At 55.1% G+C, this 24,765-nt stretch carries 22 protein-coding genes, 30 tRNA genes and 1 pseudogene; 48 read left to right on the top strand and 5 right to left on the bottom strand.

The annotated features are described in order from the left end of the window. Positions 1-1,629: 1,629 nt before the first annotated feature. Genes LOC70_RS02285 through LOC70_RS02260 form a run of 6 tightly spaced genes read left to right on the top strand, consistent with a single transcriptional unit; the run spans position 1,630 to position 6,235 of the window. Positions 1,630-2,196 carry a hypothetical protein gene (locus LOC70_RS02285; protein ID WP_230251604.1) on the top strand — a complete coding sequence of 189 codons (567 nt, stop codon included), beginning with the start codon at positions 1,630-1,632 and terminating at the stop codon, positions 2,194-2,196. Beyond that, a complete protein-coding gene (locus tag LOC70_RS02280; protein ID WP_230251603.1) occupies positions 2,168-3,544 on the top strand; it encodes a glycosyltransferase family 25 protein in 1,377 nt (458 codons plus the stop codon). The genes LOC70_RS02285 and LOC70_RS02280 overlap by 29 nt, the downstream gene beginning before the upstream one ends. After that, positions 3,537-4,310 carry a glycosyltransferase family 2 protein gene (locus LOC70_RS02275; protein ID WP_230251602.1) on the top strand — a complete coding sequence of 258 codons (774 nt, stop codon included), beginning with the start codon at positions 3,537-3,539 and terminating at the stop codon, positions 4,308-4,310. Before LOC70_RS02280 ends, LOC70_RS02275 begins: the two co-directional genes overlap by 8 nt. Then, positions 4,303-5,016, top strand: coding sequence for a glycosyltransferase (locus LOC70_RS02270; RefSeq protein WP_230251601.1), 714 nt, complete (start codon positions 4,303-4,305; stop codon positions 5,014-5,016). Before LOC70_RS02275 ends, LOC70_RS02270 begins: the two co-directional genes overlap by 8 nt. Beyond that, complete coding sequence (locus tag LOC70_RS02265) at positions 5,013-5,819, top strand: radical SAM protein (RefSeq protein WP_230251600.1); 807 nt, start codon at positions 5,013-5,015, stop codon at positions 5,817-5,819. Before LOC70_RS02270 ends, LOC70_RS02265 begins: the two co-directional genes overlap by 4 nt. Further along, positions 5,816-6,235, top strand: coding sequence for a hypothetical protein (locus LOC70_RS02260; protein ID WP_230251599.1), 420 nt, complete (start codon positions 5,816-5,818; stop codon positions 6,233-6,235). Before LOC70_RS02265 ends, LOC70_RS02260 begins: the two co-directional genes overlap by 4 nt. Positions 6,236-6,425: 190 nt before the next feature. Here LOC70_RS02260 and LOC70_RS02255 read toward each other — a convergent pair whose 3' ends face one another. Next, positions 6,426-6,701, bottom strand: a complete 276-nt coding sequence (locus LOC70_RS02255; RefSeq protein ID WP_230251598.1) for a TIGR03643 family protein — start codon at positions 6,699-6,701, stop codon at positions 6,426-6,428. A 143-nt stretch (positions 6,702-6,844) separates the two neighbouring features. Here LOC70_RS02255 and LOC70_RS02250 point away from each other — a divergent pair, with 143 nt between their 5' ends. Further along, on the top strand, positions 6,845-7,513 hold the full coding sequence (locus LOC70_RS02250; protein WP_230251597.1) for an SOUL family heme-binding protein: 669 nt from the start codon (positions 6,845-6,847) through the stop codon (positions 7,511-7,513). Continuing rightward, on the top strand, positions 7,513-7,908 hold the full coding sequence (locus LOC70_RS02245; RefSeq protein ID WP_230251596.1) for a thiol-disulfide oxidoreductase DCC family protein: 396 nt from the start codon (positions 7,513-7,515) through the stop codon (positions 7,906-7,908). The genes LOC70_RS02250 and LOC70_RS02245 overlap by 1 nt, the downstream gene beginning before the upstream one ends. A gap of 7 nt (positions 7,909-7,915) precedes the next feature. Here LOC70_RS02245 and LOC70_RS02240 read toward each other — a convergent pair whose 3' ends face one another. Continuing rightward, entirely contained in the window at positions 7,916-8,395 is a 480-nt protein-coding gene (locus tag LOC70_RS02240) for a GNAT family N-acetyltransferase (RefSeq protein WP_255715150.1), read from the bottom strand. Further along, complete coding sequence (locus tag LOC70_RS02235) at positions 8,395-8,964, bottom strand: GNAT family N-acetyltransferase (protein WP_230251594.1); 570 nt, start codon at positions 8,962-8,964, stop codon at positions 8,395-8,397. Before LOC70_RS02235 ends, LOC70_RS02240 begins: the two co-directional genes overlap by 1 nt. Before the next feature lie 77 nt (positions 8,965-9,041). Between LOC70_RS02235 and LOC70_RS02230 the strand changes: the two genes are divergently transcribed. The 32 genes from LOC70_RS02230 (at position 9,042) to LOC70_RS02075 (ending at position 15,815) form a co-directional block, all read left to right on the top strand. Beyond that, complete coding sequence (locus LOC70_RS02230) at positions 9,042-9,509, top strand: DUF1569 domain-containing protein (protein ID WP_230251593.1); 468 nt, start codon at positions 9,042-9,044, stop codon at positions 9,507-9,509. Between the two features lie 472 nt (positions 9,510-9,981). Beyond that, positions 9,982-10,053, top strand: a tRNA-Phe gene (locus LOC70_RS02225). Positions 10,054-10,095: 42 nt separating this feature from the next. Next, positions 10,096-10,168: transfer RNA gene (locus tag LOC70_RS02220), tRNA-Pro, on the top strand. A gap of 161 nt (positions 10,169-10,329) precedes the next feature. Next, positions 10,330-10,402, top strand: a tRNA-Lys gene (locus tag LOC70_RS02215). Between the two features lie 12 nt (positions 10,403-10,414). Then, positions 10,415-10,487: transfer RNA gene (locus LOC70_RS02210), tRNA-Ile, on the top strand. A 28-nt stretch (positions 10,488-10,515) separates the two neighbouring features. Then, a tRNA-Lys gene (locus LOC70_RS02205) sits at positions 10,516-10,588 on the top strand. 16 nt (positions 10,589-10,604) lie between these two features. Beyond that, positions 10,605-10,675, top strand: a tRNA-Thr gene (locus LOC70_RS02200). A gap of 55 nt (positions 10,676-10,730) precedes the next feature. Further along, positions 10,731-10,801 (top strand) — tRNA-Gly (locus LOC70_RS02195). A gap of 23 nt (positions 10,802-10,824) precedes the next feature. Next, positions 10,825-10,898: transfer RNA gene (locus tag LOC70_RS02190), tRNA-Pro, on the top strand. A gap of 15 nt (positions 10,899-10,913) precedes the next feature. After that, positions 10,914-10,986 (top strand) — tRNA-Asn (locus LOC70_RS02185). Between the two features lie 365 nt (positions 10,987-11,351). Beyond that, a tRNA-Glu gene (locus LOC70_RS02180) sits at positions 11,352-11,426 on the top strand. A 21-nt stretch (positions 11,427-11,447) separates the two neighbouring features. Next, positions 11,448-11,530, top strand: a tRNA-Ser gene (locus LOC70_RS02175). A gap of 106 nt (positions 11,531-11,636) precedes the next feature. Next, positions 11,637-11,707 (top strand) — tRNA-Trp (locus LOC70_RS02170). 24 nt (positions 11,708-11,731) lie between these two features. Further along, positions 11,732-11,803 (top strand) — tRNA-Val (locus LOC70_RS02165). 48 nt (positions 11,804-11,851) lie between these two features. After that, positions 11,852-12,118, top strand: a complete 267-nt coding sequence (locus LOC70_RS02160) for a hypothetical protein (protein ID WP_197137859.1) — start codon at positions 11,852-11,854, stop codon at positions 12,116-12,118. A gap of 57 nt (positions 12,119-12,175) precedes the next feature. Continuing rightward, a tRNA-Leu gene (locus LOC70_RS02155) sits at positions 12,176-12,249 on the top strand. Positions 12,250-12,313: 64 nt separating this feature from the next. Beyond that, positions 12,314-12,384, top strand: a tRNA-Ala gene (locus LOC70_RS02150). Positions 12,385-12,400: 16 nt separating this feature from the next. Continuing rightward, positions 12,401-12,474 (top strand) — tRNA-Leu (locus LOC70_RS02145). 13 nt (positions 12,475-12,487) lie between these two features. After that, positions 12,488-12,561, top strand: a tRNA-Gly gene (locus LOC70_RS02140). Positions 12,562-12,576: 15 nt separating this feature from the next. Further along, positions 12,577-12,649 (top strand) — tRNA-Asp (locus LOC70_RS02135). A gap of 13 nt (positions 12,650-12,662) precedes the next feature. Further along, a tRNA-Leu gene (locus LOC70_RS02130) sits at positions 12,663-12,741 on the top strand. Positions 12,742-12,751: 10 nt separating this feature from the next. Further along, positions 12,752-12,835: transfer RNA gene (locus tag LOC70_RS02125), tRNA-Leu, on the top strand. Positions 12,836-13,016: 181 nt separating this feature from the next. Next, a tRNA-Leu gene (locus tag LOC70_RS02120) sits at positions 13,017-13,092 on the top strand. Positions 13,093-13,104: 12 nt separating this feature from the next. Then, positions 13,105-13,177, top strand: a tRNA-Val gene (locus LOC70_RS02115). A gap of 89 nt (positions 13,178-13,266) precedes the next feature. Further along, a tRNA-Ala gene (locus LOC70_RS02110) sits at positions 13,267-13,338 on the top strand. Positions 13,339-13,347: 9 nt separating this feature from the next. Next, positions 13,348-13,437 (top strand) — tRNA-Ser (locus tag LOC70_RS02105). Positions 13,438-13,449: 12 nt separating this feature from the next. Next, positions 13,450-13,521: transfer RNA gene (locus LOC70_RS02100), tRNA-Arg, on the top strand. A 71-nt stretch (positions 13,522-13,592) separates the two neighbouring features. Further along, positions 13,593-14,399, top strand: coding sequence for a hypothetical protein (locus tag LOC70_RS02095; protein ID WP_230251592.1), 807 nt, complete (start codon positions 13,593-13,595; stop codon positions 14,397-14,399). Positions 14,400-14,437: 38 nt separating this feature from the next. Continuing rightward, positions 14,438-14,514: transfer RNA gene (locus LOC70_RS02090), tRNA-His, on the top strand. Positions 14,515-14,522: 8 nt separating this feature from the next. Continuing rightward, a tRNA-Thr gene (locus tag LOC70_RS02085) sits at positions 14,523-14,596 on the top strand. Between the two features lie 96 nt (positions 14,597-14,692). Continuing rightward, a tRNA-Arg gene (locus LOC70_RS02080) sits at positions 14,693-14,764 on the top strand. Positions 14,765-14,939: 175 nt separating this feature from the next. Beyond that, positions 14,940-15,815 carry a slipin family protein gene (locus LOC70_RS02075; protein WP_230251591.1) on the top strand — a complete coding sequence of 292 codons (876 nt, stop codon included), beginning with the start codon at positions 14,940-14,942 and terminating at the stop codon, positions 15,813-15,815. A 224-nt stretch (positions 15,816-16,039) separates the two neighbouring features. Here the strand turns inward: LOC70_RS02075 and LOC70_RS02070 are convergent, their stop codons facing one another. Further along, positions 16,040-17,350, bottom strand: a complete 1,311-nt coding sequence (locus tag LOC70_RS02070; RefSeq protein WP_230251590.1) for a TrkH family potassium uptake protein — start codon at positions 17,348-17,350, stop codon at positions 16,040-16,042. A gap of 145 nt (positions 17,351-17,495) precedes the next feature. Between LOC70_RS02070 and LOC70_RS02065 the strand changes: the two genes are divergently transcribed. From LOC70_RS02065 to LOC70_RS02035, 7 genes and pseudogenes are all read left to right on the top strand, one after another. Then, positions 17,496-17,566 (top strand) — tRNA-Cys (locus LOC70_RS02065). Positions 17,567-18,131: 565 nt separating this feature from the next. Next, positions 18,132-18,199, top strand: a tRNA-OTHER gene (locus LOC70_RS02060). Positions 18,200-18,718: 519 nt separating this feature from the next. Beyond that, positions 18,719-19,084: a hypothetical protein gene (locus LOC70_RS02055; RefSeq protein WP_230251589.1), complete on the top strand. Its 366-nt coding sequence runs from the start codon at positions 18,719-18,721 to the stop codon at positions 19,082-19,084. 10 nt (positions 19,085-19,094) lie between these two features. Continuing rightward, positions 19,095-19,394, top strand: a complete 300-nt coding sequence (locus LOC70_RS02050; protein WP_230251588.1) for a transposase — start codon at positions 19,095-19,097, stop codon at positions 19,392-19,394. A gap of 23 nt (positions 19,395-19,417) precedes the next feature. Continuing rightward, positions 19,418-20,263 (top strand): annotated as a pseudogene (locus LOC70_RS02045) (IS3 family transposase); the annotation flags it as partial. 725 nt (positions 20,264-20,988) lie between these two features. After that, positions 20,989-22,632 carry a TROVE domain-containing protein gene (locus LOC70_RS02040; RefSeq protein WP_230251587.1) on the top strand — a complete coding sequence of 548 codons (1,644 nt, stop codon included), beginning with the start codon at positions 20,989-20,991 and terminating at the stop codon, positions 22,630-22,632. A 79-nt stretch (positions 22,633-22,711) separates the two neighbouring features. Next, positions 22,712-23,266 (top strand): RNA 2'-phosphotransferase, encoded by a 555-nt coding sequence (locus LOC70_RS02035; RefSeq protein WP_230251586.1) that lies wholly within the window; start codon positions 22,712-22,714, stop codon positions 23,264-23,266. Positions 23,267-23,303: 37 nt separating this feature from the next. Here the strand turns inward: LOC70_RS02035 and LOC70_RS02030 are convergent, their stop codons facing one another. Then, complete coding sequence (locus LOC70_RS02030) at positions 23,304-23,576, bottom strand: YdeI/OmpD-associated family protein (RefSeq protein ID WP_230251585.1); 273 nt, start codon at positions 23,574-23,576, stop codon at positions 23,304-23,306. Positions 23,577-23,810: 234 nt separating this feature from the next. Here LOC70_RS02030 and LOC70_RS02025 point away from each other — a divergent pair, with 234 nt between their 5' ends. Next, a complete protein-coding gene (locus LOC70_RS02025; RefSeq protein WP_230251584.1) occupies positions 23,811-24,617 on the top strand; it encodes a macro domain-containing protein in 807 nt (268 codons plus the stop codon). The last annotated feature ends 148 nt before the right edge of the window (positions 24,618-24,765 follow it).

The raw sequence follows: 24,765 nt of genomic DNA, 5'->3' as shown, positions 1-24,765 counted from the left end.
TCTATCGGTCACCTTCGACGGCAACCAATCGTGGGTGCTTGATTCGCCCAAGCAAACGTTGCTTTGCAAGCCAACACATCGGATCAAAGCCCAGTCTTGGGGAACGGCTCGCGAACTGCGATTTGACGGAACACAGTGGCGACCGGTCGGCGTCAAAGTTTCGGTCTATAACGTCTGCGATTACGCGCTCTTGGCATCGCAGCAGATCGTTTGCCATTTCCACGAGGACACATCGGCCTACCTTACGATTGGGTGCCGTTGCTGCGATGGCAGTAGTTCGAGTTCGAGCAGTTCATCGTCGAGCTCCGGCAGTAGCTCTAGCAGCGCATCGTCCAGCCAAAGTTCATCGAGCAGCCTGGGATCATCCAGCTCGAGCAGTCTTTCGTCGAGTTCCAGTAGCTCGATTTCCAGCTCTTTAACAAGCTCGTTTTCGTCATCTCACAGCAGCTCATCATCTAGCGAATCTTCAGACTCATCGAGCCAGTCATCCAGCGACAGCTCGGCGTCATCCTCTACCTCGTCAGAATCATCTGATTCGTCCGATGCATCCAGCTCCGACTCCTCATCCAGTGATTCGGGCGAGTCATCGGCAAGTAGCAGTGACTCCGAATCAAGGGAGTCCCAGAGCGAAAGCGAATCGAGCCGCTCCTACAGCGAGCCGAGTTACTCAGGACCTTCGATTTCCAATAGTTCGTCTTCAACCTCATCAGATTCATCCTCGGAATCTCAGTCGGCGAGTTCATCGGGATCGGAATCGAGTGATTCGGACAGCTCAGCCTGTGAAAGCGAGCAATCGAGTGTTAGTGATTCGGTCTCTACGTCGTCCGAGTCCAAGTCTGAATCGAGCGATTCAGAAAGTGATTCGGGAAGCGACTCACAGAGCGCATCTGCAAGCGAATCGCATTCTCACCCCAGCCATTCACGTTCTTACTCCGATTCAGCAAGCAGTCACAGCGAATCGGAATCAAGCCAATCACAATCCGAGTCGAAATCCGAATCAGAGAGTGAATCGCATTCGCAATCGACAAGCGAATCGGTAAGCGAACCAAGCTACTCGCGAGAATCGTCCGCGAGCGAATCGCACTCCTACAGCCAGTCCGACTCGGGGAGCGGCTCGGCATCCGTCAGTGGATCTCAAAGCGAGTCCGGTTCACTAAGCGGTTCTGCCTCGCAATCAACGAGTGAATCCGAGTCAGGTAGTGATTCCAAATCAGCGTCCGACAGTCGTTCACAATCGCAATCGGATAGCAGATCGCAATCAACCTCCGATAGCGACCGCCCCAGCGACAGCATTGATAATCCCAGCGTCGGTGATTCATCGGCAAGCGATAGTGAACCACCGTCAGAAAGCCATCCGTCAACCTCCGACTCCGATCGACCAAGCCATAGCAGCGACCACAGTTCCGATCGCCCGAGCGAAAGCCGATCTGAATCCAGCGAAGGATCCGAACGACCGAGCCACAGCGACAGTGAACCGCCGTCCGAAGACAGCAGTGGATCGAGTGAACCGTGCAACAGTACTTGGATCTGGTCATGCGGTTGGGAATTAGTCGATAGCGACTGCGAAGATCCCGGCGAGCCACCGAGCAGTTCCGGAGCCTACGACGGTCAAGTTGCGGGGATGACAGCATGATCCACTGTCCTCACCTGACCCAAGACAACGCCTGCGAAGTCGCCGGGCAAATGGCTGGCTGCAAGGTCCGAACGACGCCTTCAGCGTGCAACGCCTGCCAAGCCAACGAAAACCCGAGAGCGATCAACTTGGTCACGATCGGCATGGCGGTGGTCAACAAGAAACGCCGCAAACAGGACACTCGCGAACTCGAGTCATTGCTTCGCAACTATCTACCGGAACGTGATGAACCCGAGACGATCAAGATCGATCGTTTCCGTCCTGGTCCTGGCAATGAACTGAAACGCATGTTGGCGTGGTTTGCCAAGCCAAGCGAAACGTGCAACTGCGAAACCCGTGTCGACACGATGAACGACTGGGGCGCGGAAGGCTGCCACCGCAACATCGACACCATCGTCGACTGGTTACTTGAAGAAGCCCAATTAAGAGGTCTGCCCCATGGAAGGTTTACGGCTCGAATCGCCCGTGGACTCGTCAACACCGCCATCCGCAAATTCGAACAAAAGTTCCCCGAAGGGCCATCCGAGCCGAACGATGATCTTGAAGACACAGTCGATCGTTGATCGCTGCTTTTTGATCAACCTTGACCGCCGGACGGATCGCTTGCGGGAATGGCTCGAACAGTTGCCCGATCCGTGGCCGTTACCCGAACCCGAGCGTTTTCCAGCAATCGATGGTCGGCACGTCGCCACACCGCCGCAATGGCGAGCCGGAAACGGAGCGTGGGGCTGCTATCGCTCGCACCTATTGATCTTGGAAAAGTGTCTGACCGAACACATCGATTCGTATGTTGTCTTCGAAGACGATGCCGGATTCACCGACGACTTTGCTGAACGCTTCACAGCATTCGTCGATGAATTGCCGGCGGATTGGGGACTGGTCTACCTCGGCGGCCAGCACCTGTACGCCGGCAAGCATCCCCCACAGAAGATCAGCGAACATGTCTATCGCCCCTACAACGTCAATCGCACTCATGCGTTCATGGTCCGCGGTCGCGAGAACATGAAGGCGTTGTACCGGCACCTGACCTGGAACGATTGGCATCACAAGCACCACATCGATCACCACCTCGGTCGTTTCATTCAACGCCGCTACGAAGCGCTGGTCCAAGGCAAGAACATTCAAAAGGAATCGATCGCGGTTTATACGCCGGACCGTTGGATGGTGGGACAACTGCCAACAAAATCCAATATTTGTGGTCGGAAATGGAATCAGACGCGGTTCTTCAACGACGCCCGCAATGCCGATCACTCGGACGCACCATTCTTTGCGGTTCTCGGGCCGCATCGCGCCGGAACGTCGTGCGTGGCGATGATCATGCATCACTTGGGCGTTCACATGGGCAACCAACTCGGTGGCTACGAGGCGACCGGCGGCGGCGAAGCGGTTGGACTTGCGCAGCTGTGCGAGAAAGCCATGCGGTTTCCAGCTACCGATCCGGTGATCAGTGACCAGCAACTCACACAGCAACTGAAATCTTGGGTTGTCACGAGAAAGTCAGAAGCAAACCGCGACAAAACGGTCGCCGGAGGAAAGTATCCGCATCTCTGCCGTTTCGCGGAGCATCTGCACATGGCACTCGGCGATTCACTACGAATCATCGCTGTGAACCGCGACATCGAAGCCTCCATCCGCAGTTTGCAAGATCGCTCTCGCAAGCACGCCGGTCAGTGGTTCGCTGCCGACGATGAGGAGTGCGAGCGATTGCAGCGGAGCCTCTTAGAACACCGCGATCGATTCATCGAATCACACCCAGAGGTTCCGGTCTTCAAGATCGAGTTCGCCGAGTTGACTGCTGAGCCAGATCGCACTATTGGCGAATTGATTGAATTCCTCGGCATTGAACCGACCGAAGACGAAATCGCCTCGGCCATCTCGCACGTCAATCCAGACCTTCGAAAGCATGGGTGATGCAGTGGCCGCAGCAAAACCATTCACGCTCGACGACATCACCTTTTGCATCAAGACGATTCATCGTCCCTGGGCATGCCATCGACTCGTACAGTCGTTACGCAAGCACTTTGAACAGCCCAAGATCGTGGTCGTCGATGATGGCCGGCCAGAATTGCGATTCTCGGAGAAATATCCCGACACGGCCAAGCACTGCCACGTGATCAACCTCGACCGGCACGACGTCGGAGTCGGCGTTGGTCGCAACACGGCGATCGACGCCGCAGAATCCGAGTTCATCTTCTTGCTCGACGACGATCACGTCATCACGCCCGATCTACACCTCGATCGAGTTTACGATCGCTTTCAGGAGCATGACATCGATATCCTCGGCGTCCGACAGGGCGGTGGCGGTCGGCCACTATTGTTCGCGCCCCTGATGGATGGCCTACGGATCTGGATGTTCCGAGGCGAACACCGGCGCATTGGCCAGCTGGCCTGGTGCGACATGTCTAGCAACGCATTCCTCGCCCGTCGGGACGCGATCGCGAAGCTGCGTTGGGATCCTGAGATCAAGACCTACGAACACTGGGAATTCTTCTACCGGGCCAGCCACATCGAAAAGTTGAAAGTCGCCGTCGCAGAGGACTGCATGGTCGTTCATGCCCACGTTGGAGCGAAACCCTACGGCGATCTTCGCTGTCGGCCAAAGTTCAGGAAACTTGGCCTTCGAAAACATGGATTCCATTCAATGCGATATCCCGGAGGCGGCATCGTCCATGCGTGATCAAGTCACCTTCTGCATCAAGACGATCCATCGACCGCAGTGTTGTGCCGCGCTGGTGCGGAGCATCCACACACACTACGGAACGAATCGCCCGGCGATCCATGTGCTCGACGATGGCAAACCGGAACTTCGCTTCTCAACAAACTGTCCGACCGAAGCGGCAATGGTGGACCAATTGATCGAGACAGATTTCGACATTGGATTATCCGCCGGGCGCAATCGATTGCTCGACGCGGGCGAAACCCCGATCGTCGTCTTCACCGATGATGACCATTTGGTGACCCAACGGACAAAACTGCCGGAACTTGTCGCCAAGCTCAATAAGCACAACGACATCGATCTGCTCTCGACCCTAAGCAACGATGAAGAACGCCCTCGACTGTTGCAAAGCAACGGTCGTCGTCTCCGTATCCATCGCGGCGTTCTGAAACAACGCGGCTCGATTCGCTGGTGTCATTACGTCGGTAATTGCTTTGTCGCCTATCGCGACATTTTGCAAGCGATCCGTTGGGACGAATCGCTCAAGGTTGAAGAACACTGGGATTTCTTTTGGAGATGCAAGGTCGCCGGCGTCAATGTTGCCTGCGACGTCTCTCACTCGTTCAAACATGAACACATCGATCCGCCTGGCTACAAGCGACATCGCCCGCAATTCCTCAAACTCGGGCTGGAAAAATACGGTTTGAAAAAGGTGATCTGGCGATGATCGAACTGCCTGCCCTGGAATACCACGTCGCCCACGGTTGTAATCTCTCCTGCCAGCAGTGCAGCCACTACAGCAACTTTCACGTGGCAGGCAAATTGCCGACAGTTGATACTGCCGATGGCGAGTATTCGAACTGGTCGCATCGGTTGAAGCCAAAACGATTCGCGATGCTAGGCGGCGAGCCACTTTTGAACCCGCAGGTCATCGGGCACATTCAGCTTGCCAGACAGCATTGGTCTGATAGCCAACTGATGTTCGTCACGAACGGTTTCTTTTTGCACCGTTTTCCCGACTTGCCGGAAGTCCTGCTGGAAACGAATTGTCGCCTCGAAGTCAGTCAACACGGAACTCATGAAGCCTACGTGCAACGGTTCCGCGAGGTGAAGCGGCTCGTCTGGCGATGGCGTGAAAAGTACCCGGGCATCCAGATCAAGATCCGACAGTCGCATCGCGGGTGGATGCGGCAATACAACGTTGAGGATGGCAAGCTGATCCCATTTGATTCGAAACCCGCCGCAGCCTACCGAGTGTGCATGCAGAAGACCTGCACGCAGCTCTACCGCTCGATGCTTTGGAAATGCCCGGCGTTAGCCTACTTCAACCAAGTCGAAGCAAAGCTGAAGTTGCATCACCTGCCTGCGTGGCAACCGTTCCGCGATTACCAAGCCTGCTCAGCCGACGCGAGCGACGATGATGTTCGCCGGTTCTTGCAAACAAAAGCGATTCACCAGTGCGGCCTGTGTCCCTCGCACCGCACCAAGTTTGTTCATTCAAATCCATTGCAACGGAGTGCCTTGCGATGACCCCGCATGATTCGTTCGAACCCGAAATGCCGCCGCCTCCATTCATCCCGCCGTTCGATCCGCCAGGAAGCGAGTCGCCATCAATGCCCGCCGATCCCGATCCACCGGAAGGATCCAGCACCGATGACGAAACATTCAGTTCGGGATCGCGGCCCGACTGGTGGCCCGAGGATTGGCCGTGGCCGCCGGAGCCCGAAGAACCCGTCGTGATCGAAGCTCCTCCGACAATCCACACTTGGCCGCGACTGCCGCCCGACCATCCGTACCACGTCCCGCCCGGCTACTCAGCGCCGGACAACCTGCCGCCGGGTCATCCCGGCGAGTACTATCCCGACATGCCGCCGTATCCAGTCATTCACCCGGTACCGGATGAACCGGAAGGCTCGACCGGAGATGGAAGCTTCACCAGTCAATGACGTTTCTTACTCTTCCAGGTCCCGCCGTATTGGTAGTGTGGATTGCCAGGTTTGACTTTGCCGAGGCAGGTCGGGCAGACGAAAATCCAGTTACCGTCTTCCTCGACGCGAACCCGGTAGAGAACGTCGTTGGTTTCATTGCAACGACTGCAAGGCTTGGTCCTGACTCGTTTGATCTTCGCCAATGCCGTTACCCTCGCTGAGACGACGCTCGGAACCGTCGGAGCTCGTCGCCGTTCACGGTTTTGGCGAATTTGGCCTCGTGCTTGGTCACTCGCCCGTGGGTTCGTTTTCGCCAGAGCTTGAAGGAACTGGGCTTCATCTCTCGACGCATCAACTTAATGACGTCGCCTGGGGACAGGCCGTACTGATCTTGGATGGCGTCAAAGCTGGTGCGATCTTCCCAGGCCATCATGATGACGCGATCGATCTCGCCTCTCGATAGTTCCGGCTGGCCTTCATCCATCCCGCATTCTTCCTTCAGACTTTGAGTTCCAAACGACTTGCCCAATAGCAGGATTGGCAGCCGTCAATGGCGGCATGGGCGTTGCTAGCCGTGTGTCTACAGTAAGGCAGTCGAGAAAGTTCAACACGATGGAGTTGGGACGGATGAAACGTACAGAAATCTATCGAACGGGGATCTATATCGCGGGATTCGTCGGAGTCGCTCTGGTCGGCACGTTCGCCCTGGCCATGACCACTCGAGCGGGGTACGAGTCGGCCGAGTACAAAGTGATCAAGTCCAACGGAAGTTTTGAAGTCCGCGAATACCCGGACCTGATGCTGGTTGCGACCGATTCCAAGATGGACTCTCAAGGTCGGGACGGCAGCTTTATGCGGCTGTTTCAGTACATCAGTGGGGCCAACGAAGCCGAGCAGAAGATCGCGATGACGACGCCGGTATTCATGGAAGGCGAAATCGGCAAGTCGGATGTCTCGATGGGTTTTGTGATGCCCAAAGAAGTCGCGGCAAAGGGAGCTCCGGATCCGAAGGGTGAAAGCGTAAAACTGCGTGAGCGGAAGGGTGGTCAGTTCGCCGTGGTTCGCTTCCCCGGCAAGCTCGATTCTAAGCTGGCCAAAGAAAAGGAAACCGAGCTGCGAGAATGGATGAAGAGCCAAGGGCTGGAAGGTGAGGAGTCGGCCGAGGCGGCTGGCTACGATCCGCCGTTTACTCCGGCAGCACTTCGCCGGAACGAGATCCTGATCCGCTTGAAATCGTCGGTTGAGGAAACCGAAAAAGGCGATTCGGAATCTGGCATTGAGGCGGCGAAGGACTGATGAACGGCGAGGTGAGCAACGACTGGCAGGTGGAAGTTTTCTACGACGGCGAGTGTCCACTTTGCCTGCGCGAGATCAAACTGCTTCGTCGACTTGATCGAAAGCACCGAATCCGCTTTACCGACATCGCCGATCCTTCGTTTAGGCCGGCAAGCTACGGGATGACCATGAAAGACTTTATGGACGAGATCCAAGGTCGGTTGCCCAGTGGCGAGTGGATCACGGGCGTCGAGGTCTTTCGTCGACTGTATGCTGCCGTTGGTCTGAAGCCGATTGTCTCGCTCACTCGCTTGCCCGGCATCTCGCACGGTCTCGAGTTCGGCTATCGCGTCTTTGCTAAGAACCGCTTGCGATTGACGGGGCGCTGCGACGATGGAACTTGCAGGGTCAACTAGCTTCGGCTCAAACGGCTCGCTGCATTCGATAGTTGGTCATCCACACTCCGCGGCACTCGACGGATTGCTCGCGAACGACGCTAAAGCCCATTCGCTCGAAGAATGGTTTTGCGGTGATACTGGCGTCCGTCGTGATCTCTTCGATTGAATGATCGATCGAGTCTTTCAGAAGTCTTCTAACAAGTCCACGAGCGATACCGCGGCCCTGATGGTCCGCGGATACAAACAGGCGATCGAGATGTCCTTCCCGTGTCATATCGGTGAACCCAACGATGCAATCATCTTCCATTGCAACGTAAGCAAAGCGATCATCGAACCGTGCACGCCATATTTCAAGATCAATCGTTCGTGACGCCCACGCCGCGATCTGTTCGGGTGTGTAGTCGCGTGAGCTAATGCGATGGACGCAATCCATGAACAATGTCAAGCACGTTTCTGCGTCGTCTGGTCTGAACGGCCTCAGCTGTAGTGATGCAGCACCGTCCATCACTCGACCCAGTATTTTTGGTGGCTCAATGCTTCGCAGCATTTGACCGTGCCGTCGAACGACTTGGCCGCATCAGCTTCCAGTTCAAGAACCATCCAAGCGTCTGCGTTCTTCTCAGGTATTGGATAGGGAGCTTGTAAACCGCGAGCACCGGCAGGCACAAAACTAAATCGAGAATAGTAGCCTGGGTAACCGAGCACAAAAACAAGTTGCACGCTGTTTGCGGCAAGTTGTTGCAATGCCTCTTTAACGAGATGCGTGCCGATACCTTTGCCATGCAGCTCGCTGGGCACAGCCAAAGGCGCCAAAATTTGGGCAGTCACACCATCGGTAGAGACGCTGGCCGACTCGATCGTGACAGACGTGAAGAGCACGTGACCGACAATCTTGTCATTTGACTCGGCAACGAATGAATGCATCGGCTCTGCCGTCGGATCGTCGAGCATCTCTTGTAGCAAGCTCACTATCACAGGACCTTCGTCCCCGCCGAATGCATCCAGATGCACGGCAAGGATGCGATCGCGATCATCGCTGCGAGTCGCTCGGACTTGAATGGCGTCGGTTTTCATCGCTGGTGTCAATCTTCAGGCGTGTCGCCCATAATGTGCTTCCAAAGATTCAGATTCTACCGAGATGCCGCAGACACATGAGTGACCTCCGTCAATTGCAGTTCAACAATCTCGAAGCGGCCGTCGATGATGCTCGGCAATTGTTGGCTAGCGGCTATGTCCTGCACGGAAACTGGTCGCTCGGGCAGATCTGTCGGCACTTGGTTTTGGTTCAAGACTCCAGCGTCGATGGCTACCCGATTTGGATGTCGCTGTTTGCGCCATTGCGGCCTCTGGTGCGACGAATACTGTTGCCCAAGGTGCTGAGCGGTGATTCTCCTCGCGGGATACGAACGGCCCCGATCTTTGTTCCGCCGGATAACTTGGAAGACGCAACTGAAGTCGAAGCATTCGCGGCAAGTGTTGGACGACTGCTTGATCACTCCGGCAGCTTCGCTCCGCATCCAGGATTCGGCCGATTGCCACGCGAGAAGATTCTTGAGATTCACACAGCTCATGCGGCTCACCATCTCCGACATCTTCGAGCCCAAGGGGACTCTGATTGATTGGCCAGCGGAGAAAATCTCGCGAGTTGCGAGTACAAAAGCATGGACGAATCGTTTGACTTTCGTGCGAGAGATGGCAAATTTTTTCTTGCGAGCATGAAATAACTTCGCCTCGCAGCGCATCTAGTTTTGCGAAAGCGAGTTTTTTCGCGAACCATTCAGATCCGATAGCGTCTATTACCCCAGACCCGGCCAAGCCGGAACACAAAAGTCACACCCAGAGAAGCGAGTCGAGCTTTCTGATGTTTACCAAACAGCAATCAAATCAACTCGAACGAATACACGAAGGGATTGCCTTCGGCGGTAGCGATTGGTCCTTATCCAATACGTTCCTGCCCGGTAATAGCCCGGCGTATCGATTGCTCACGTGACACTCGCTTCAAGCGAACTGCTTTCTACATGAAGGCTCGGTGTCACGCAGACATCGAGCCTTTTTTCGTGTCCGTATCGGACGAACCCAACAAGCCAATATGGGCTGGTAGCTGAGACGGTCTAGCGGCGGTCTGAAGAACCGCAGACGAGGATTCGAGCGCCTCCCGGCCCACTGACAAGGAAGATATGCGCCGACGGAATCGGCAACACACATCGGATACAGGTGCAGATGGAAGCACGCCTGCTTTGGGAGCAGGAGGGTCTCGGTTCGACTCCGAGGTGTCCGACTTGAATGGGAACCACATGGTAGTCGAGGGCTGGTTGTCCAGGCCTTGCTGATAACGAGGTTGTGCCGAGTTCGATCCTCGGGGCTACCACTGACGACAACGAACACGAAGGAGAACCAAGCATGCTTCAGCGATTGAAACGCATACCCCAAATCGATCTTGGGGTTGTGGTGTAACTGGCAGCATGACGGACTTTTAATCCGTTCGGCGAGAGTTCGAATCTCTCCGGCCCCACTTGCTACGCATCGGCGTGTAGCTCAGGGGTGAGAGCGGCGTCCTTATAAGGCGACGGTCGCGGGTTCGATTCCCGCCACGCCGACTGAAACGAAACAACGACAACACAATTTGGGATTGTGGCAGACAAGGTAATGCATCGGTCTCTTAAACCGAACGATGTGAGTTCGATTCTCACCGGTCCCACTGAAACAAACAACAAGCACTGATCGTCTAGCGGGAAGATTCCTCCGTCGTAACGAGGAGACGTCGGTTCGATTCCGACTCGGTGCTCTTTGGATGCCTCGTGCATCTTTGATCTTTGACAATTTGGTTGTGATGCAATTTTGCGCCCATGATGTAGCGGTAGCCTGCTGCCTTGCCATGGCGGAAGTGTGGGTTCGACTCCCACTGGGCGCTCTTTCTGTATGAGGCTTTGTTATCAGGGTGTGGGAAAGCCTGGCAATCCGCGTGCTTCGGGTGCACGAGACCGCTGGTTCAAATCCAGCCATCCTGACTGTTGAGTTAAGAATCCGGTGTGGCCCAATCGGTAGGGCGGCTCCCTGTTAAGGAGACGATTGATGGTTCGAGCCCATCCACCGGAGCTTGCAGTATTGCAATTCTCTCCGGCGCGTAGACGCGACGTGGGCCTTTGAAGCCCGCTGATCGGGTGCGATTCCCGGACGGAGTGCTTCCTAAGAACTGAAACACCGAGGCGGCAACTGCTGGTCGTTGCACCTGGCTCTGAACCAGGCAAACACAGGTTCGATTCCTGTCCTCGGCGCTGTGGCCAGATCTGGTGCTGGTTTCCAGAGATTCACTGTGAATGAGTTTGTCGCCGGTTCAATTCCGGTTGGTCACCCTTTTCAAATGCCGCATTCGACTACTGGCTAGGTCGGCTGTTTTTCAGACAGCAGGAGGGAGATCGAAACTCCCATGCGGTACTCGCTTCGACAAGAAGCAATTTTATGGCGTGGTAGATTCTGATGGCAGAATCGCTTGGTTCTCAGCCAGGAGTCCGCGGGTTCGATTCCCGCTCACGTCACTGCGAGCAATCGCATCACTCGGAAGTCACCCGGCCGGATGAGGATACTGTCTTGAAAACAGCTGCGGGTAAAACCGTTGTGGGTTCGAGTCCCACGGCTTCCGCTTGAAAAAACTTGGGAGCGTTTCCACACGGGAGGTTGTAACCCTTCTGCCTTTAATTGTGTGGTAGCTGGCGAGAGGTGCGATTCCTTGCGTTCCCACTTCATTCACGTCCTTGGTGTAACGGTAGCACTGCTGATTCCAAACCAGTAAGTCAGGGTTCAAATCCTTGGGGACGTGCTCTCCGGATCGACAATCTAAAAAAGTCCTGTGGTCCAACGGCTACGACACCTGTCTTACAAACAGGAAACGATGGTTCGATTCCATCCAGGACTACTCACGCGTCGCGGTGACGCTGCTTCCTGCCCGCCTTGGAGAATGACGATGGCCAAACAAGTCAAATATGTGCAGTGTGCAATGAAACGCGCGGTCGCTGGTGGCTCGGTGCGGACAACGTCCTACATCCCTCAGCAGTTTGCGAAGTTGGGTCGTGTCTTGAAATTGAAAGACGACCTTGATCGCTGGGTTGATGGATGGGTGGTCGAGTGCGTCGGCCACGTGGTCGTCGATGCTGCGGATGCTCCCGATTATCGGAAAGCGATTCGGAACCATCGCAAATCGACAGGCGATAGTCAACCGCGACTGAAATGAGGAATCAAGGCTTGCCGGTCGGTGTGGTGACATCACATCGGTCGGTGAGCATCGGATGCCCAGATACGCCAATCGGCAGAGCGACTCGGCTTAAACCCGAGTGTTTGCAGGTTCGATCCCTGCTCTGGGTACTGAAAACTTATGAAAGAGGCGAACCACTAGCCAAGCATTGTCCTCTTCAAACACGAAACACATGGGGCGCTCGTCCAACGGGAAGACGTCTGTTTTGCAAGCAGAAAATCGGGGTTCGATTCCCCGGTGCTCCACTTGGTTGACTCAAACGGCTCGGTAGGCAACCGGAAGACCACTTTGGCTTAGAACCAGAGATGCTGTGGGTTCGAATCCCACTCGAGCTACTGCATACATCATACGGGTGTAGTGTCCAACGGCCAGCACGATTGGCTTCCAACCAATTAGTCTCGGTTCGAATCCGAGTGCCCGTACTTTCCAATTCAATCGTCCTCGTGGAGCAGCGGAGTGCTCGCTTGCCTGTCACGCAAGAGGTCGTCGGTTCAAATCCGATCGGGGACGCTTTCAAACAAACGGCGCGGTACGCAAACCGGAAAAGCGGCGGAGCTCAAACCTCCGTGACATGTCTGTGGGTTCGATTCCCTCCCGCGCTACTTTCATGACAGCCAAGTGGTGGAACTGGTAGACACGCGACACTCAGAATGTCGTGCCCATCGTGGCGTGCGAGTTCAACTCTCGCCTTGGCTACTTTTCGAAGACAACCTTGCAGGTGCGACAGGTGTCCAACTGATCGTCATAAGGTCGGTGTGCTCGGCTCGATACCGAGACCTGCAACTTCGGTGCAAACAACGACGCGGATGGGCCAGTGCTCAGCCAGGCCTCATAAGCCAGGACCGCCGGGTGCGACCCCCGGATCCGCTACTTCAAAGGTCGAGTACGCAAACAGGCAAAGCGGCAAGCATGAGAGGCTTGTGATTTTGCAGGTTCGACTCCTGTCTCGACTACTTGGCAAACACGATCGCGTGGTCCAGCGGCGAAGACGTCTGGGTGACAACCAGAAGATCGATGGTTCGATTCCATCCGCGATCACTGATTCACAAGGTCTGTAAGTGTTGCGGCAGCACGCGTCTGTGGTTTGGACGAAGACCGGGTTCAATTCCCGGACGGACCTCTGATATGGGCTGGCATGTTCCAAGGGGGCGACTGATCCTTGCAAGATCGGTGGGAGGGTTCGATTCCCTTCCGGTCCACTCATTAATGGAAGGGCAATCCGATGGGCGACGGTATCCGGTTGCTAGCCGGGCGAGCATCTTGATGGTGCCTTGAGGGTTCGACTCCCTCTCCTTCCGCTTGTTTGTAACGGCTCGATGGTGAAACGGACATCATCTCTGGCTTCTAACCAGAAGTTCCGGGTTCGATTCCTGGTCGGGCTACTGCCGAATTTCGCGGTCACGTTGGCTGCCGGCATCATTCCGCTTGTTTGACACTTTTGAAAGGCACTGTCATGAGCATGCAGAGTATCGAGCGTCAATTCACGCGGATTGGTGCTCGAGCAAAAGTCCACCCTCCGATCGCCAGACGCTGGGGAACGCCTCCTGAAGTCTCGATCGACATCGGCAACGACGCCGAGGGCGAATTCTTCGATCTTGCGATTCAGCCCAAGTTGGTCGCTGAAACGCAGGTCATCGACGTTCAGCCTTCAATGCGGCACTTGCTGTTGATGTCGCGTCAAGACGACGGAAAGCACAAGTTCCTGTGCGGACACGATGAACGTCACTGGTTCGTCGCGGCCGTTCCAGAGCGAGCCTCGGTTTCTTCGGTCAAGACAGCGTTCGACGCGCTCAAGCCAACTGCGGTGCGAGCACTCGAAAACCGTCTCGGCGTGAAGCCGCGAAAGCGAAATCGTCGACGAAACGAAGCGTTCATCCGTCAAGGTGAATGGTTCTTCGTTCCCGTCGAAAACTCGAGCTTTGTCGATAAACGACTGGCTTTACGAAACGAGCCGATTTCACGTGGCGGTGGAAAGCCGCACGTGTGCGAAGAGGTCGTTCGGCAGGGAGGACAACTGGTTTACGTCAGCAACCAATACCCAAACGGTGTGACCGAGATCCAGCGTCGACAAATGATAAGTCGTCGACCTGAACTTCGTCATCTGCATTGGGTGGCTCAACGACGAAACCCAAGTGTGTTCGTTCGCGGACGAGTGCGTCATCCGGATCACAAGACGATCATCTTGAACGGATGGCACCAAGTCATGATGAACACAGAAAACGAATCGCTTGCAATGCGACACGTCGCGTTCATCGATTAACCCGCGGCTCTCCACCACGGTGGCGAGCCGTTTCATACGGTGTCCGTGGTGTACTCGGTTTGTGCACACTTGCCTGTGAAGCAAGAGGTAAGGGTTCAAATCCCTTCGGTCACCCTGGAAATTGCCGACGTGGCTCGACTGAGAAAGGCACCGCTCTTGTAAAGCGGTTGATGCTGGTGCAAATCCAGTCGTCGGCTCTGAACTTTTTCGTCATTGGAGTGTGCCGGATTCGCACGCGACTTTGCGGAGGTCGTAGACCAGGTTCGATTCCTGGTGAGGACGCTTGATTACATGACTCGCGGGTGTGCTGGATAGCATGACAGTCTTCGAAACTGTCGGACCAGGTTCGATTCCTGGGCGGGTTACTTGCCTCGGCGGCGTTAGGAGCGAGCGAACAAATGGAGCCTGCGTTCACCATTCGAAATGATCGCTCAGATTTTCCTGATCTGACAGCTCGTACTTCACATCAACTCCGCTCCGAGGCTCCATTCACTTAACCATTTCCAATCATCAATCACGCAAACCGACAGGAGGTGCATCATGATGATTAGCGGTGCTCGACGAGAGTTCATCATTAAGGACACCCATCGCGGTTTGTACTACGAAGACGGTAAGCTGACGAAGATTCTCGAGGCGGGACACTACAAGATTCCGCCGCGAAAGCGATTCTTCAAGAAGCTACCGAGCGTCGAGTGCATGCTGGTCGACGTTCGTGAGCGAGAGCTGACGATCAAGGGCCAGGAAATCTTGACGGCTGACAAGGTGGCTATCCGAGTCAGCATTCTGGTGCAGTTCCGTGTCACCGATCCGAAGGCTGCGATCCACACGGTCGATAGCTTCGAGGACCGACTGTACAGCGATGTGCAGCTGGCCGCGCGACGTTCACTAGCGTCGATGACGCTGGAAGAAATCCTGACGAACCGAAATCGGCTGAGTGAGGATATCCTGTCCGACGTCACTGAATCGGCCGGCAGCTACGGTGTGACGATTAGGCGAGCCGACGTGAAGGACTTGATCTTCTCGGGAAACCTGCAGGAGATCATGAACCGCGTTCTGGCAGCGGAACGACACAGTCAAGCTCAACTGGTCGAAGCACGTACGCGTGCGGAAGTCGAGCAGATCGAGGCAGAGTCTCGAGCGGAAATCACACGCCGCGATGCCCAGGCGGATGCCGAAGCACGACGACTGCGTGAGCAAGCCGAAGCGGAAGCAACTCGCTCGAAGGCGGAAGCCGAAACGCAAGCGTACGCGGAACGTGTCAAGGCAGCCGAGGCACTGGAAGGCCACCCGGCTCTGCTGCGACTGGCTGAACTCGAAACGCTGCGTGAACTGGCCCAGAACGGCAACGCTCGACTGTACCTCGGTCTCGACCGAGTCAGTCTGAACGGAACGGATTCAGGAAAGCACGATTCGTAATTGAAGCGAATCGTGAATTCGATTTAGGCAGGACCGGTGACCAGTTCATCGGTCCTGCGATTTTTCGTCCTTGGAGTGTGCTGGATAGCAGCATCCGTTGGAACGGGTTCTGTGTCGGGTTCATTGAGATTCGACCAATGAATCCAAATCGCGTCAGGAAAAGGCATTTGAAATTGCCAATAAACGTTCCTCCTTCGATTCTAAAAATTTGAGACGACATGCATTCAGACTGCAAGGTCATCTCGCTTCCGAAATCCGTCCCAACCAGAAGCTAGTGCGAGACCAAAAGTAATGGGGCCTACCCGTCCAATGAACATCAATGCAATCACGACAATCTTACCCAATGGCGTCAGTTCTCCAGTCAACCCTCGCGAAAGCCCAACTGTTCCGAGTGCAGATGCAGCCTCGAAAACGACATCTTCGAACTTGTTGGTGTCTTGAAGCAATAGCAACAAGAACCCTCCTGTAAAAAATATCCCAACGTAGAACACGAGTGAAGCAAAAGCGAGTGACAGGCGATACGCGGGAACTTCACATCCCCAGAACGTTACCTTGTCTCGTCCCTTCAGCGTACTGATCGTAGTCGCAATCGCCGCAGAGACCGAGGTCGATTTCAGCCCTCCACCGGTTCCCGATGGCGAAGCGCCCATGATCATCAATAGCAACATCAAAAACGTTGGCCCCAAAGCCAATTCACCAATCGGCGACGTGTTAAAACCAACGGTTGTCAATGCTGTCATGGCTTGGAAGCCAGACGAGAGCAGCCGCTGCTCCGTTGGCAGTGATTGATAACTTGGCTCGGTCAAGAAAAGCAGTGCCCAACCCGCAGCAACGGAAATGAAGGTCGCTCTCAAGATGATGCGAGTAGTGAGTGTTCGTTGCGTTTCCGGCTTTACAAAAGAACGTGCAACGTCGCTAAAAACGAGAAATCCAATCGCGCCACAGAGACTTAAAGTCGCAACAATCGCATTCACCCAGAAGTCCGACTGAAACGATTCCAAGCCGTTTGGAAACAAACTGAATCCGGCGGTGCAAAAAGCACTGATGGAATGGAAAATCGCTTGCCATGCAGCGTTTTCTACGCCTTGACTTTGAAATACAGAATACAGAGCGATGGCACCCGCGATCTCGATTGCTGCGGTGAAGAAAATGACATTTCGGACGAGTTCCTTGACGCTGAATCCCTCCGGAAGGGAGAAAGCCACTTTGGCAATTTCTTCATTGGTCGACGGTAGAGTTTGTCGCTGCATCAGCAGGATGAATGAGCCCGTCGTCATGTAACCGACTCCGCCAAGTTGTATCATCACAAGGATAAACATCTCGCCGAAGAACGAATAAGAGTCTGGTGTTCCGACGGTGGCTAGACCGGTGGTGCTGACCGCGGAAGTAGCCGTGAATAGATTGTCGATTGCTGACACCCCGTCGCCCGCCTGAGCGAAGGGAAGCGACAAGCCAATCCAGCCCAACAGAATGTAAGAAGCGTATCCAATCAACAAGAGCTTGAGTGGGCTGATTCGAGAGAGGTAGTTGCGCATGGAGTCTGTTCAGCTGCACGGGATTGCTAACTTTTTTGCATCCTGCATTTTAGCGAGCAGGAGTTTTTTGGGAACTCGAAGTTGTGCAGCTTTTTGCTGGCTGCTGCGAACCAAATAAATTACAGAGAGTCTTAGTCATCAACAAAACGCTGGAGCCAGATGGCCAGGCAACCGGCTGCAACCCGGTCGAAGTGGGTTCGACTCCCACCAGCGTTTCTGACGAATCGACTGCAGGCTTGGATTACATATTGCTAATGTGAACCATCTGAGCTGTTACCTCGTCGATCCGTCGCAAACCAACACTGCTTGAACTGCCGTTTGGGTCTACATATGAGGAGCCTAAGGTAGCGATGTCGGGCGACCGGCTAGTGAACGTCACCGGAGTCTCTCGCAGACAAAGGTGCCAGTCAACGATCGGCGAAAGCCGAAAACGGACGCTCTTAAACGACTCAACAACCACTTCGTTCAAGCGTAAAACACGGCGACTGCCGGTTCGGAATACATGCTAACCAATGTGCCGTCCAGTGAGTCTGGCAACGACGTTCGCGTCGTTGGTGGGTTCGATTCCCACACGTTTGTGATCTGACCAATACCTCGTCGCCAACCCTACACAACTGACTGCCGATTCGGAGTACATAGGGTTCTGTGGTCGAAAGACCTTGCGGGTTCGAGTCCCGTCTGCGATCCACGATCGCAGTGGTGCAATTGGAAGACACGCGGAAAAAAGCCTCTGGTCAACACCTCGTCGGTTGCTTTTGAAACTTAACAACACACGGCGACTGCCGGTTCGGAGTACATGGTGAGAGCGCGCTGGAAACAGCGAGGTCGCGGGTTCGAGCCCCGCCGGCGAACGAGAGTTTGCCAGTAGCTCAGTAAAGAATTCTCTTGCCAGAACTTCGTCGCCACCCATACACGATTGACTGCCAGGTCGGACTACATCACGCGACGGTCGCGGGTTCGAATCCCGCCAAAGCGAACCTTTGGCTCGCTTTGTAGCTCAGTGGGTAGAGCATCGAATTGTCTGATCGATAACTTCGTTGATCGTTTTTGCAAGTCCATGAGCGAAGGCCCAATGTGGCTAGCTCAAACAAGACACGACTGACTGCCGAGTTGGAGTACATCGACTGTTAATCGAAGGATGCGGGTTCGAGTCCCGTCGGTTTGGCCAAGCCGAGCCGTAGCTCAATTGGGAGAGCTTATCTCTGACACATTACTTCGTCAGCCGTTTTCATTTTCATTTGCTCGTGAGAGTAACCATGCGTGTGCAATTTCACTTCTTCGCCATTACGAAATCCGGCGCCGAGTAATCGGACGCCGAGCGAAGACGATCTGCACATTCAAATTTACTTTCATCAAGCGAAATGAATCATGGATACCACAACCGACACCAACTTCGCGACGAACGTGGCAGCACGCGTCGCTGGAGAAGACATCAAGCCAGGAGACTACGTTACCGCTTTGACCGAGATCTACGAACTACCATCGTTCCTGTGGTGCTGCACGAGCAGCACGCTCGCGGCGGACGAACCGGTTCGATCGGTCTACAAAGCTCGTGACGCTGGCCAGCCCAGCAAAGTCATCGCCGTCTGCTTGCCGTTCGTTTACACCGAGCAAGCGAGAGGCGGTACCGCGATCTTCGACATCCGCAAACACCAGCTTGTCCGGCTCGACCGAGACACTGAGGTGGCCTGGGTTTTGGGGGCCATGCGAGTCCTTAAACTGAAAGGAACTTAAGGAGCCTACGATGCCACGGAAGACCCGACCCTCAGCGACGCCCGAGCGACGCACCTATACCGATGAATTTAAACGCGATGCTGTCGCCATGTTGCTCGATGGACACTCGGCAGCCTCGATTGTTCAGCGGCTGGGGATCTCGGGAACCAACCTGCTCTATCGTTGGAAGAAGCAGCAAGTCGAGTCGGCCGGGCCGGTTGGTGAAGTACTCGACAGCCGTGTCGCAGAGCTTGAAGCCGAGCTTCGACGCGTCCAGCGGGAACGGGATGTTTTAAAAAAAGCTTTGATCATTTTCGGCCGCGACGAGTAAGTCAGCTCTACAGCGCCGCGACCAGCATCGTCAACGATAGGATTGCCTCGGAGCGTGAAGTCAGTGAAATATTTGGCTTCTCACGGTCGGCCTTTCAGCGATTCCAAAATGAACCTTCAAGCCAAAGAGAGCAGAGCGACATGGATGTCCTGCCAATGGTGATTTCGACATTTCATCGACACCGAAGACGCTACGGTGCCCGACGTATTGCTGCGGACATGAAGCAGCAAGGGTTTGCGATCGGACGCCAAAGAGCTGCCAAACTGCTGCGAATCGCGGGACTTTCGGCAATTCAACCGAAGTCTTTCAAGCCGCGAACCACCGAAAGTAGGCACACTCTAGGCTACAACGAGAACTTGCTGCTTGATCAACCGGAACCCTCTGGCATCAACGAACTGTGGGTTGGCGACATCACCTACGTACCGATCGTTCGAGACGGATTTGCTTACATGTCGACGCTAATGGATCGCTTCTCTCGGCGGATCATCGGTTGGTCTTTGGCGGTGGATATGACCGAACGCTTGGTCGTCGAGACACTTCAAAAAGCGATCCGCAGTCGGCAACCACGTTGCGGTCTGATTCACCACACCGATCGCGGCGGCCAATACGCAAGCAAGAACTATCGGGCAATTATCAAACGTAGCTCAATGCGTCAAAGCATGAGCCGTGCTGGCGACTGCTACGACAATGCGTTTATTGAATCTTGTTTCGGAACGATCAAGACGGAGCTGCAGATGACCGAATACGAAAGCTACCGCGACGCGTTAAAAGAACTCACTGGGTTCATCGATTACTACAACACATCGCGACTTCACTCCTCGCTTGGCTATCTGTCGCCAAGCCGATTCGAGACAACCGTCCCCTGCTGAAATAAGAGGACGCATGGCCCCCAAAAACCAGGCCACCTCACACTGGCCGCAAGGTGTGGAAGCGATTGCGGAAGAATTTGAAGAAGAAACGGAAGTAACAAGCGCACACGATCGACTGCCGATTCGGAGTACATGCTTCAGGAGCCGGGTGTCGTGGGTTCGAGTCCCACCGGCCCAACTGTTTATCCAAGCAGGGCCGTAGCTCAGTGGTAGAGCACCGTAAATCCTCTGGTCACAACTTCGTCGATCGCGTTTTGTTTTCCAAAGCTGCATCACAACCAATAACCGAACACATTCGACTGCCGGAGTGGAGTACATGGCTACCCAGGTTCGACTCCCGGCCGGCCCCCTTCGCAAGAAACTTGATGCGGGGCCGGACCCTGTGTCATACGCGTGCGTCTGTCGCAGGGAAGAACTCTGCACCAACACCTCGTCGAGTGTTTGAAACAAATCGTGGGATAGGCGTTCAGTTGTCTTTGATGGACAGCTGGCTCTTATCCCTGAACAGTCATCCCGACTGTCGGAACGGAGTACATGAGAGTTCGATTCCCTCCGGCGCCTCTTTCGTCAGCCGAAACCTACGGCTGGAAACAACACGGCGCTGCGGCTCATTGGGAGCCACCTCTGAACCATACTTCGTCGGGACCTTTAACTTCGTCGCGAACGGGACTTCCGGTTGCGACTGTCCAAGCAGGTGCGTCACCTGCGATACGTAGGAGGCTGTAATGGCAAATAAGTCTTTGTTTTCGAGCATCACGAGCGTTCTACCACGAGCACTGGCTGTCAACGAAGCTGGCGGTCCGGCGTACAAGTTTCCGGCCAAGCATGCGCTCGCGCAGCTTGCGGCTACCGGTACGTTCGGAAACGTTTTCTACGCGACGGCTTCGGATCAGCTTGACCAACTGCGAAAGCTGATCGACGAAGTCGACGACAACGAGTTCCTGGCGAAGCTGGCGGTCTATTCACGTGAGCGTGCTTACATGAAGGACATGCCGGCAGCATTGCTGGTCACCCTGTCGACTCGCGACACGGCGTTGATGCACAAGGTCTTTGACCGAGTCGCTGACAACGGTCGCGTTCTGCGCACGGTGTTCCAGATGGTTCGCTCGGGCCAGTTCGGTCGCAAGGGTCTGTCGTCTTCGCTTCAGCGTGCGTTCCAGCGTTGGCTGAACGAGGCATCGACGGGCAAGTTGCTGTCGACTTCGATCGGTAACGATCCGAGCCTGCGCGACGTCCTGCGAATGGCACGTCCGACGCCGAAGGATGACGCTCGTCGAGCGTTGTTCGGTTGGCTGACCGTTAAGGAAGTCGAAAAGTGGGCTCCGGCGACGGAAGCTGACTTGCCGGCCGAGGTTCAGTCGCTGAAGGCGTTCCGTGCTGCGGAGACCGAAGAGGCTCAGGCGCAGATCGCCGGCGACCTGCAGGTCCGATGGGACTTGCTGGCCGACGCGGCCAAGGGTCCGATCGTCTGGAAGGCAATCGCTCGACAGATGGGTCCGCAGGCTCTGCGCATGAACCTGAACACGCTGTTGCGTCACGACGTTTTCAAGAACGGTAACAAGCCTGACAACGGAATGATCGATTACGTTGCCGGCCGCATCGCGGATCCGGAGGCGATTCGACGTTCACGTCAGTTCCCGTACCAGTTCTTGGCGGCGTACCTGAACGCTGCGGACGAGGTTCCACACAAGATCAAGTCTGCGTTGCATGACGCGGCCGAGATTGCGTGCGGAAACATCCCGCAGTTGCCGGCGCCGGTGATCATCGGTTTGGACACGTCTGGATCGATGGGATGCTCGGTTACAGGTTGGCAAGCTCGGGGCCGCGCATCAAAGATGCGTTGCGTTGACGTCGCCGCGTTGTTCGCCGCAGCGATCCTGCGTCGCAACCCGGACAGCGTCGTCATTCCGTTCGACACGCAAGCCTACTCGGCAAAGATCGATCCAAGCGATTCGATCCTAAGCCTGTCGGCGCGGCTGTCGAAGTACGGTGGCGGCGGAACGGATGTGTCGCTGCCGTTGGTCGAGGCCAACAAGCGTTACGCAAAGCGTGCGTTTGCTGGAATCGTCCTGGTCAGCGACAACGAAAGCTGGATCAACTCGGGACGTGTCTACGGGTACGGCCGAGGCGGTTCGACTGGCGTCATGACCGAATGGGAGAAGTTCAAGAAGACTCAGCGCGGACACGGCATCGCCGATCCGAAGTTGGTCTGCATCGACATCGCCCCATACGGCAACACGCAAGCACCCGATCGCCAGGACATCCTGAACATCGGAGGCTTCAGCGACGCCGTCTTCAACGTCGTCAGCAGCTTCCTCGAGTCCGACTCAGCCCGTTTCGTCCGCGAGGTCGAAGCCGTTGAGCTGTAGGACGAAAGGCTGAATATCGAAACGCCCGTGACGGAATTTCTGTCGCGGGCGTTTTTTCGTTTGCGGTACACTTTGAGTCATGAAATCAAATAACAAACTCGTCTCCACCAGCAAATTCCTTAGCTTGGTCCTTCGCCATCGTCCCGAGGTGATTGGTGTACAGCTAGACCCTGAAGGTTGGCTCTGCATCAACGAATTGATTGCCCAAGCAGGCGCTCACGGAAAGGCACTCACGCTCGAGCTGCTTCATGACGTGGTTGCGACGAACGACAAGAAGCGTTTCGCCTTGAGCGACGATGGATTGCGCATCCGTGCCAGCCAGGGTCACTCGGTCTCCGGTGTCGAACTCAATCTCGAACAGAAGACGCCTCCCGAGATTCTCTACCACGGAACGGTCGCGGCTTTCCTCGACAGCATTCGAGCGACCGGCCTGCAAAAGCGATCACGTCACCACGTCCATCTTTCGCCCGATGAAGAAACCGCGACCAAAGTCGGCTCGCGCCGAGGCAAGCCCATCATCTTGAGAATCGCCGCCGACACCATGCATCGTGACGGGCACAAGTTCTATCTCTCCGCCAACGGCGTCTGGCTCGTCGACGCCGTGCCACCAACCTACCTGACGTTCTCCGATTAAGCCGCCTCGACTAAAAGTCTGGGATCGATTTTCGTGTTCACCCGAACGTCTCTCCGCGTTCGAGCATAGCGATGAATTCGACCAGCTTGCGTGCTTTCGTTTCGGGTTTCTTTGCGTTGTGGAGTCGATAGTAGAACGCATACTTTCTGGATTTTGAAAGAGTCGCGTAGAAGTCTCTTGCCTTCTTAGACTTCTTCAAAGCAGCGAGAAACGCCTCCGATTCTTTGAATGTCGAACTTGATGCATAGGCGGCGTCCCAACGTCCATCCGCCTTTGCCAGCTCAACCGCCGAATGGCCCGCAGGCTTCATGCGTCCATCACGAGTGAGACGTTCAATATGCTTCTTATTGACCTGAGACCAAACACTTCGTTTCCCGCGCGGCGTGAATTTGTGAATCCAAGAGACTTCATGCCTTTTCGCACGGGGCCATCGATCCAGCCATAACATAATGCCACGTCGAGTGCCTCCGCATATGCGATGCTCTTGTGGCCACTGTCCTTTTTGAAGAACTGGATCCAAACACCGCCATGCTCGGCATGATGTTTGTTAAGCCATCTTTCAAGCTTGCCGGTGGTAGAAAACGCGATGACGGGCTTGCCGTCCGGAGATGCAATGGCGTTCGCAGGCTTCGTTGGTTGGGAGCGTTTTTTTGCCATATTGACTAAGGAGAGCGCATTTCACTTCGAGAAGAATTCAGGCGTCGCCTATGATAGACGTCTTCGGGTAGGAACAACACGGCGACGATCGGCGGATTCAGGCTTCTGCTCGCTCGATTTTATTTTCGGAATTATCGAAGCAGTTGGGATTAGATCAATGCAAGTTGAGATCAAAGTAGGCGATGTACTGCAATGTCCTGCTGACGTTTTGATCTCGACGGCGAACCCGTGGTTGAATCTTTCGGGGGGAGTCAACGGTGCCATCCTTTCATCCGCGGGGCCTACGATTCAAGATGAACTTCACAGCTACCTGAAGTCTCTAGGAATCTCTGCCGTTGCCGCCGGAACTGTCGTCAAAAGCGGAGCCGGCAATTTGCCGTTTCAGTGCATCCTTCACGCGGTGGCGATCGATCCGTTTTATGACTCATCGATCGATCTTGTTGGGCAAACGCTGCGTACCGCATTGGCAATGGTCATCGAACGAGGTGCACAGACTGTCGCGTCCCCAACCTTGGCTACCGGATATGGTCCTTTGACGATCCCGGATTTCGGTCGAGCCATCTCGCCGCTGCTGAGCGATTCAAAATTCGACGCGATCACACTCACGATCGTTGTCAGGTCCGAGGAACACCGTGGAGAACTTCAAAAAGCCATCGACTGCATGATTGACGCCCTCGGTAGTGGATCTTGTTAAAGATCCCGGCCATTCACCTTTCCGAAAGGATCTTTAACAAGATCCACTACATGGGCAATGAAAAACTCGAGTGTAAGGAAACTGCGTGAAGTACGGCCTGCTTTTATCATTTCTAGCAATCGCGATCGCAGGCGTTGCAGTGCGCACG

Origin of the sequence: Rhodopirellula halodulae (genome assembly GCF_020966775.1) — a bacterium.
Lineage (GTDB): Bacteria > Planctomycetota > Planctomycetia > Pirellulales > Pirellulaceae > Rhodopirellula > Rhodopirellula halodulae.
This window is presented reverse-complemented; position numbering and strand designations above follow the sequence as displayed.

Coding starts and splice junctions, on each gene's coding strand:
- LOC70_RS02285 (WP_230251604.1), top strand. CDS start 1,630: ATGATCCACTGTCCTCACCTGACCCAAGACAACGCCTGCGAAGTCGCC.
- LOC70_RS02280 (WP_230251603.1), top strand. CDS start 2,168: ATGATCTTGAAGACACAGTCGATCGTTGATCGCTGCTTTTTGATCAAC.
- LOC70_RS02275 (WP_230251602.1), top strand. CDS start 3,537: ATGGGTGATGCAGTGGCCGCAGCAAAACCATTCACGCTCGACGACATC.
- LOC70_RS02270 (WP_230251601.1), top strand. CDS start 4,303: ATGCGTGATCAAGTCACCTTCTGCATCAAGACGATCCATCGACCGCAG.
- LOC70_RS02265 (WP_230251600.1), top strand. CDS start 5,013: ATGATCGAACTGCCTGCCCTGGAATACCACGTCGCCCACGGTTGTAAT.
- LOC70_RS02260 (WP_230251599.1), top strand. CDS start 5,816: ATGACCCCGCATGATTCGTTCGAACCCGAAATGCCGCCGCCTCCATTC.
- LOC70_RS02255 (WP_230251598.1), bottom strand. CDS start 6,701: ATGGATGAAGGCCAGCCGGAACTATCGAGAGGCGAGATCGATCGCGTC.
- LOC70_RS02250 (WP_230251597.1), top strand. CDS start 6,845: ATGAAACGTACAGAAATCTATCGAACGGGGATCTATATCGCGGGATTC.
- LOC70_RS02245 (WP_230251596.1), top strand. CDS start 7,513: ATGAACGGCGAGGTGAGCAACGACTGGCAGGTGGAAGTTTTCTACGAC.
- LOC70_RS02240 (WP_255715150.1), bottom strand. CDS start 8,395: ATGGACGGTGCTGCATCACTACAGCTGAGGCCGTTCAGACCAGACGAC.
- LOC70_RS02235 (WP_230251594.1), bottom strand. CDS start 8,964: ATGAAAACCGACGCCATTCAAGTCCGAGCGACTCGCAGCGATGATCGC.
- LOC70_RS02230 (WP_230251593.1), top strand. CDS start 9,042: ATGAGTGACCTCCGTCAATTGCAGTTCAACAATCTCGAAGCGGCCGTC.
- LOC70_RS02160 (WP_197137859.1), top strand. CDS start 11,852: ATGGCCAAACAAGTCAAATATGTGCAGTGTGCAATGAAACGCGCGGTC.
- LOC70_RS02095 (WP_230251592.1), top strand. CDS start 13,593: ATGAGCATGCAGAGTATCGAGCGTCAATTCACGCGGATTGGTGCTCGA.
- LOC70_RS02075 (WP_230251591.1), top strand. CDS start 14,940: ATGATGATTAGCGGTGCTCGACGAGAGTTCATCATTAAGGACACCCAT.
- LOC70_RS02070 (WP_230251590.1), bottom strand. CDS start 17,350: ATGCGCAACTACCTCTCTCGAATCAGCCCACTCAAGCTCTTGTTGATT.
- LOC70_RS02055 (WP_230251589.1), top strand. CDS start 18,719: ATGGATACCACAACCGACACCAACTTCGCGACGAACGTGGCAGCACGC.
- LOC70_RS02050 (WP_230251588.1), top strand. CDS start 19,095: ATGCCACGGAAGACCCGACCCTCAGCGACGCCCGAGCGACGCACCTAT.
- LOC70_RS02040 (WP_230251587.1), top strand. CDS start 20,989: ATGGCAAATAAGTCTTTGTTTTCGAGCATCACGAGCGTTCTACCACGA.
- LOC70_RS02035 (WP_230251586.1), top strand. CDS start 22,712: ATGAAATCAAATAACAAACTCGTCTCCACCAGCAAATTCCTTAGCTTG.
- LOC70_RS02030 (WP_230251585.1), bottom strand. CDS start 23,576: ATGAAGCCTGCGGGCCATTCGGCGGTTGAGCTGGCAAAGGCGGATGGA.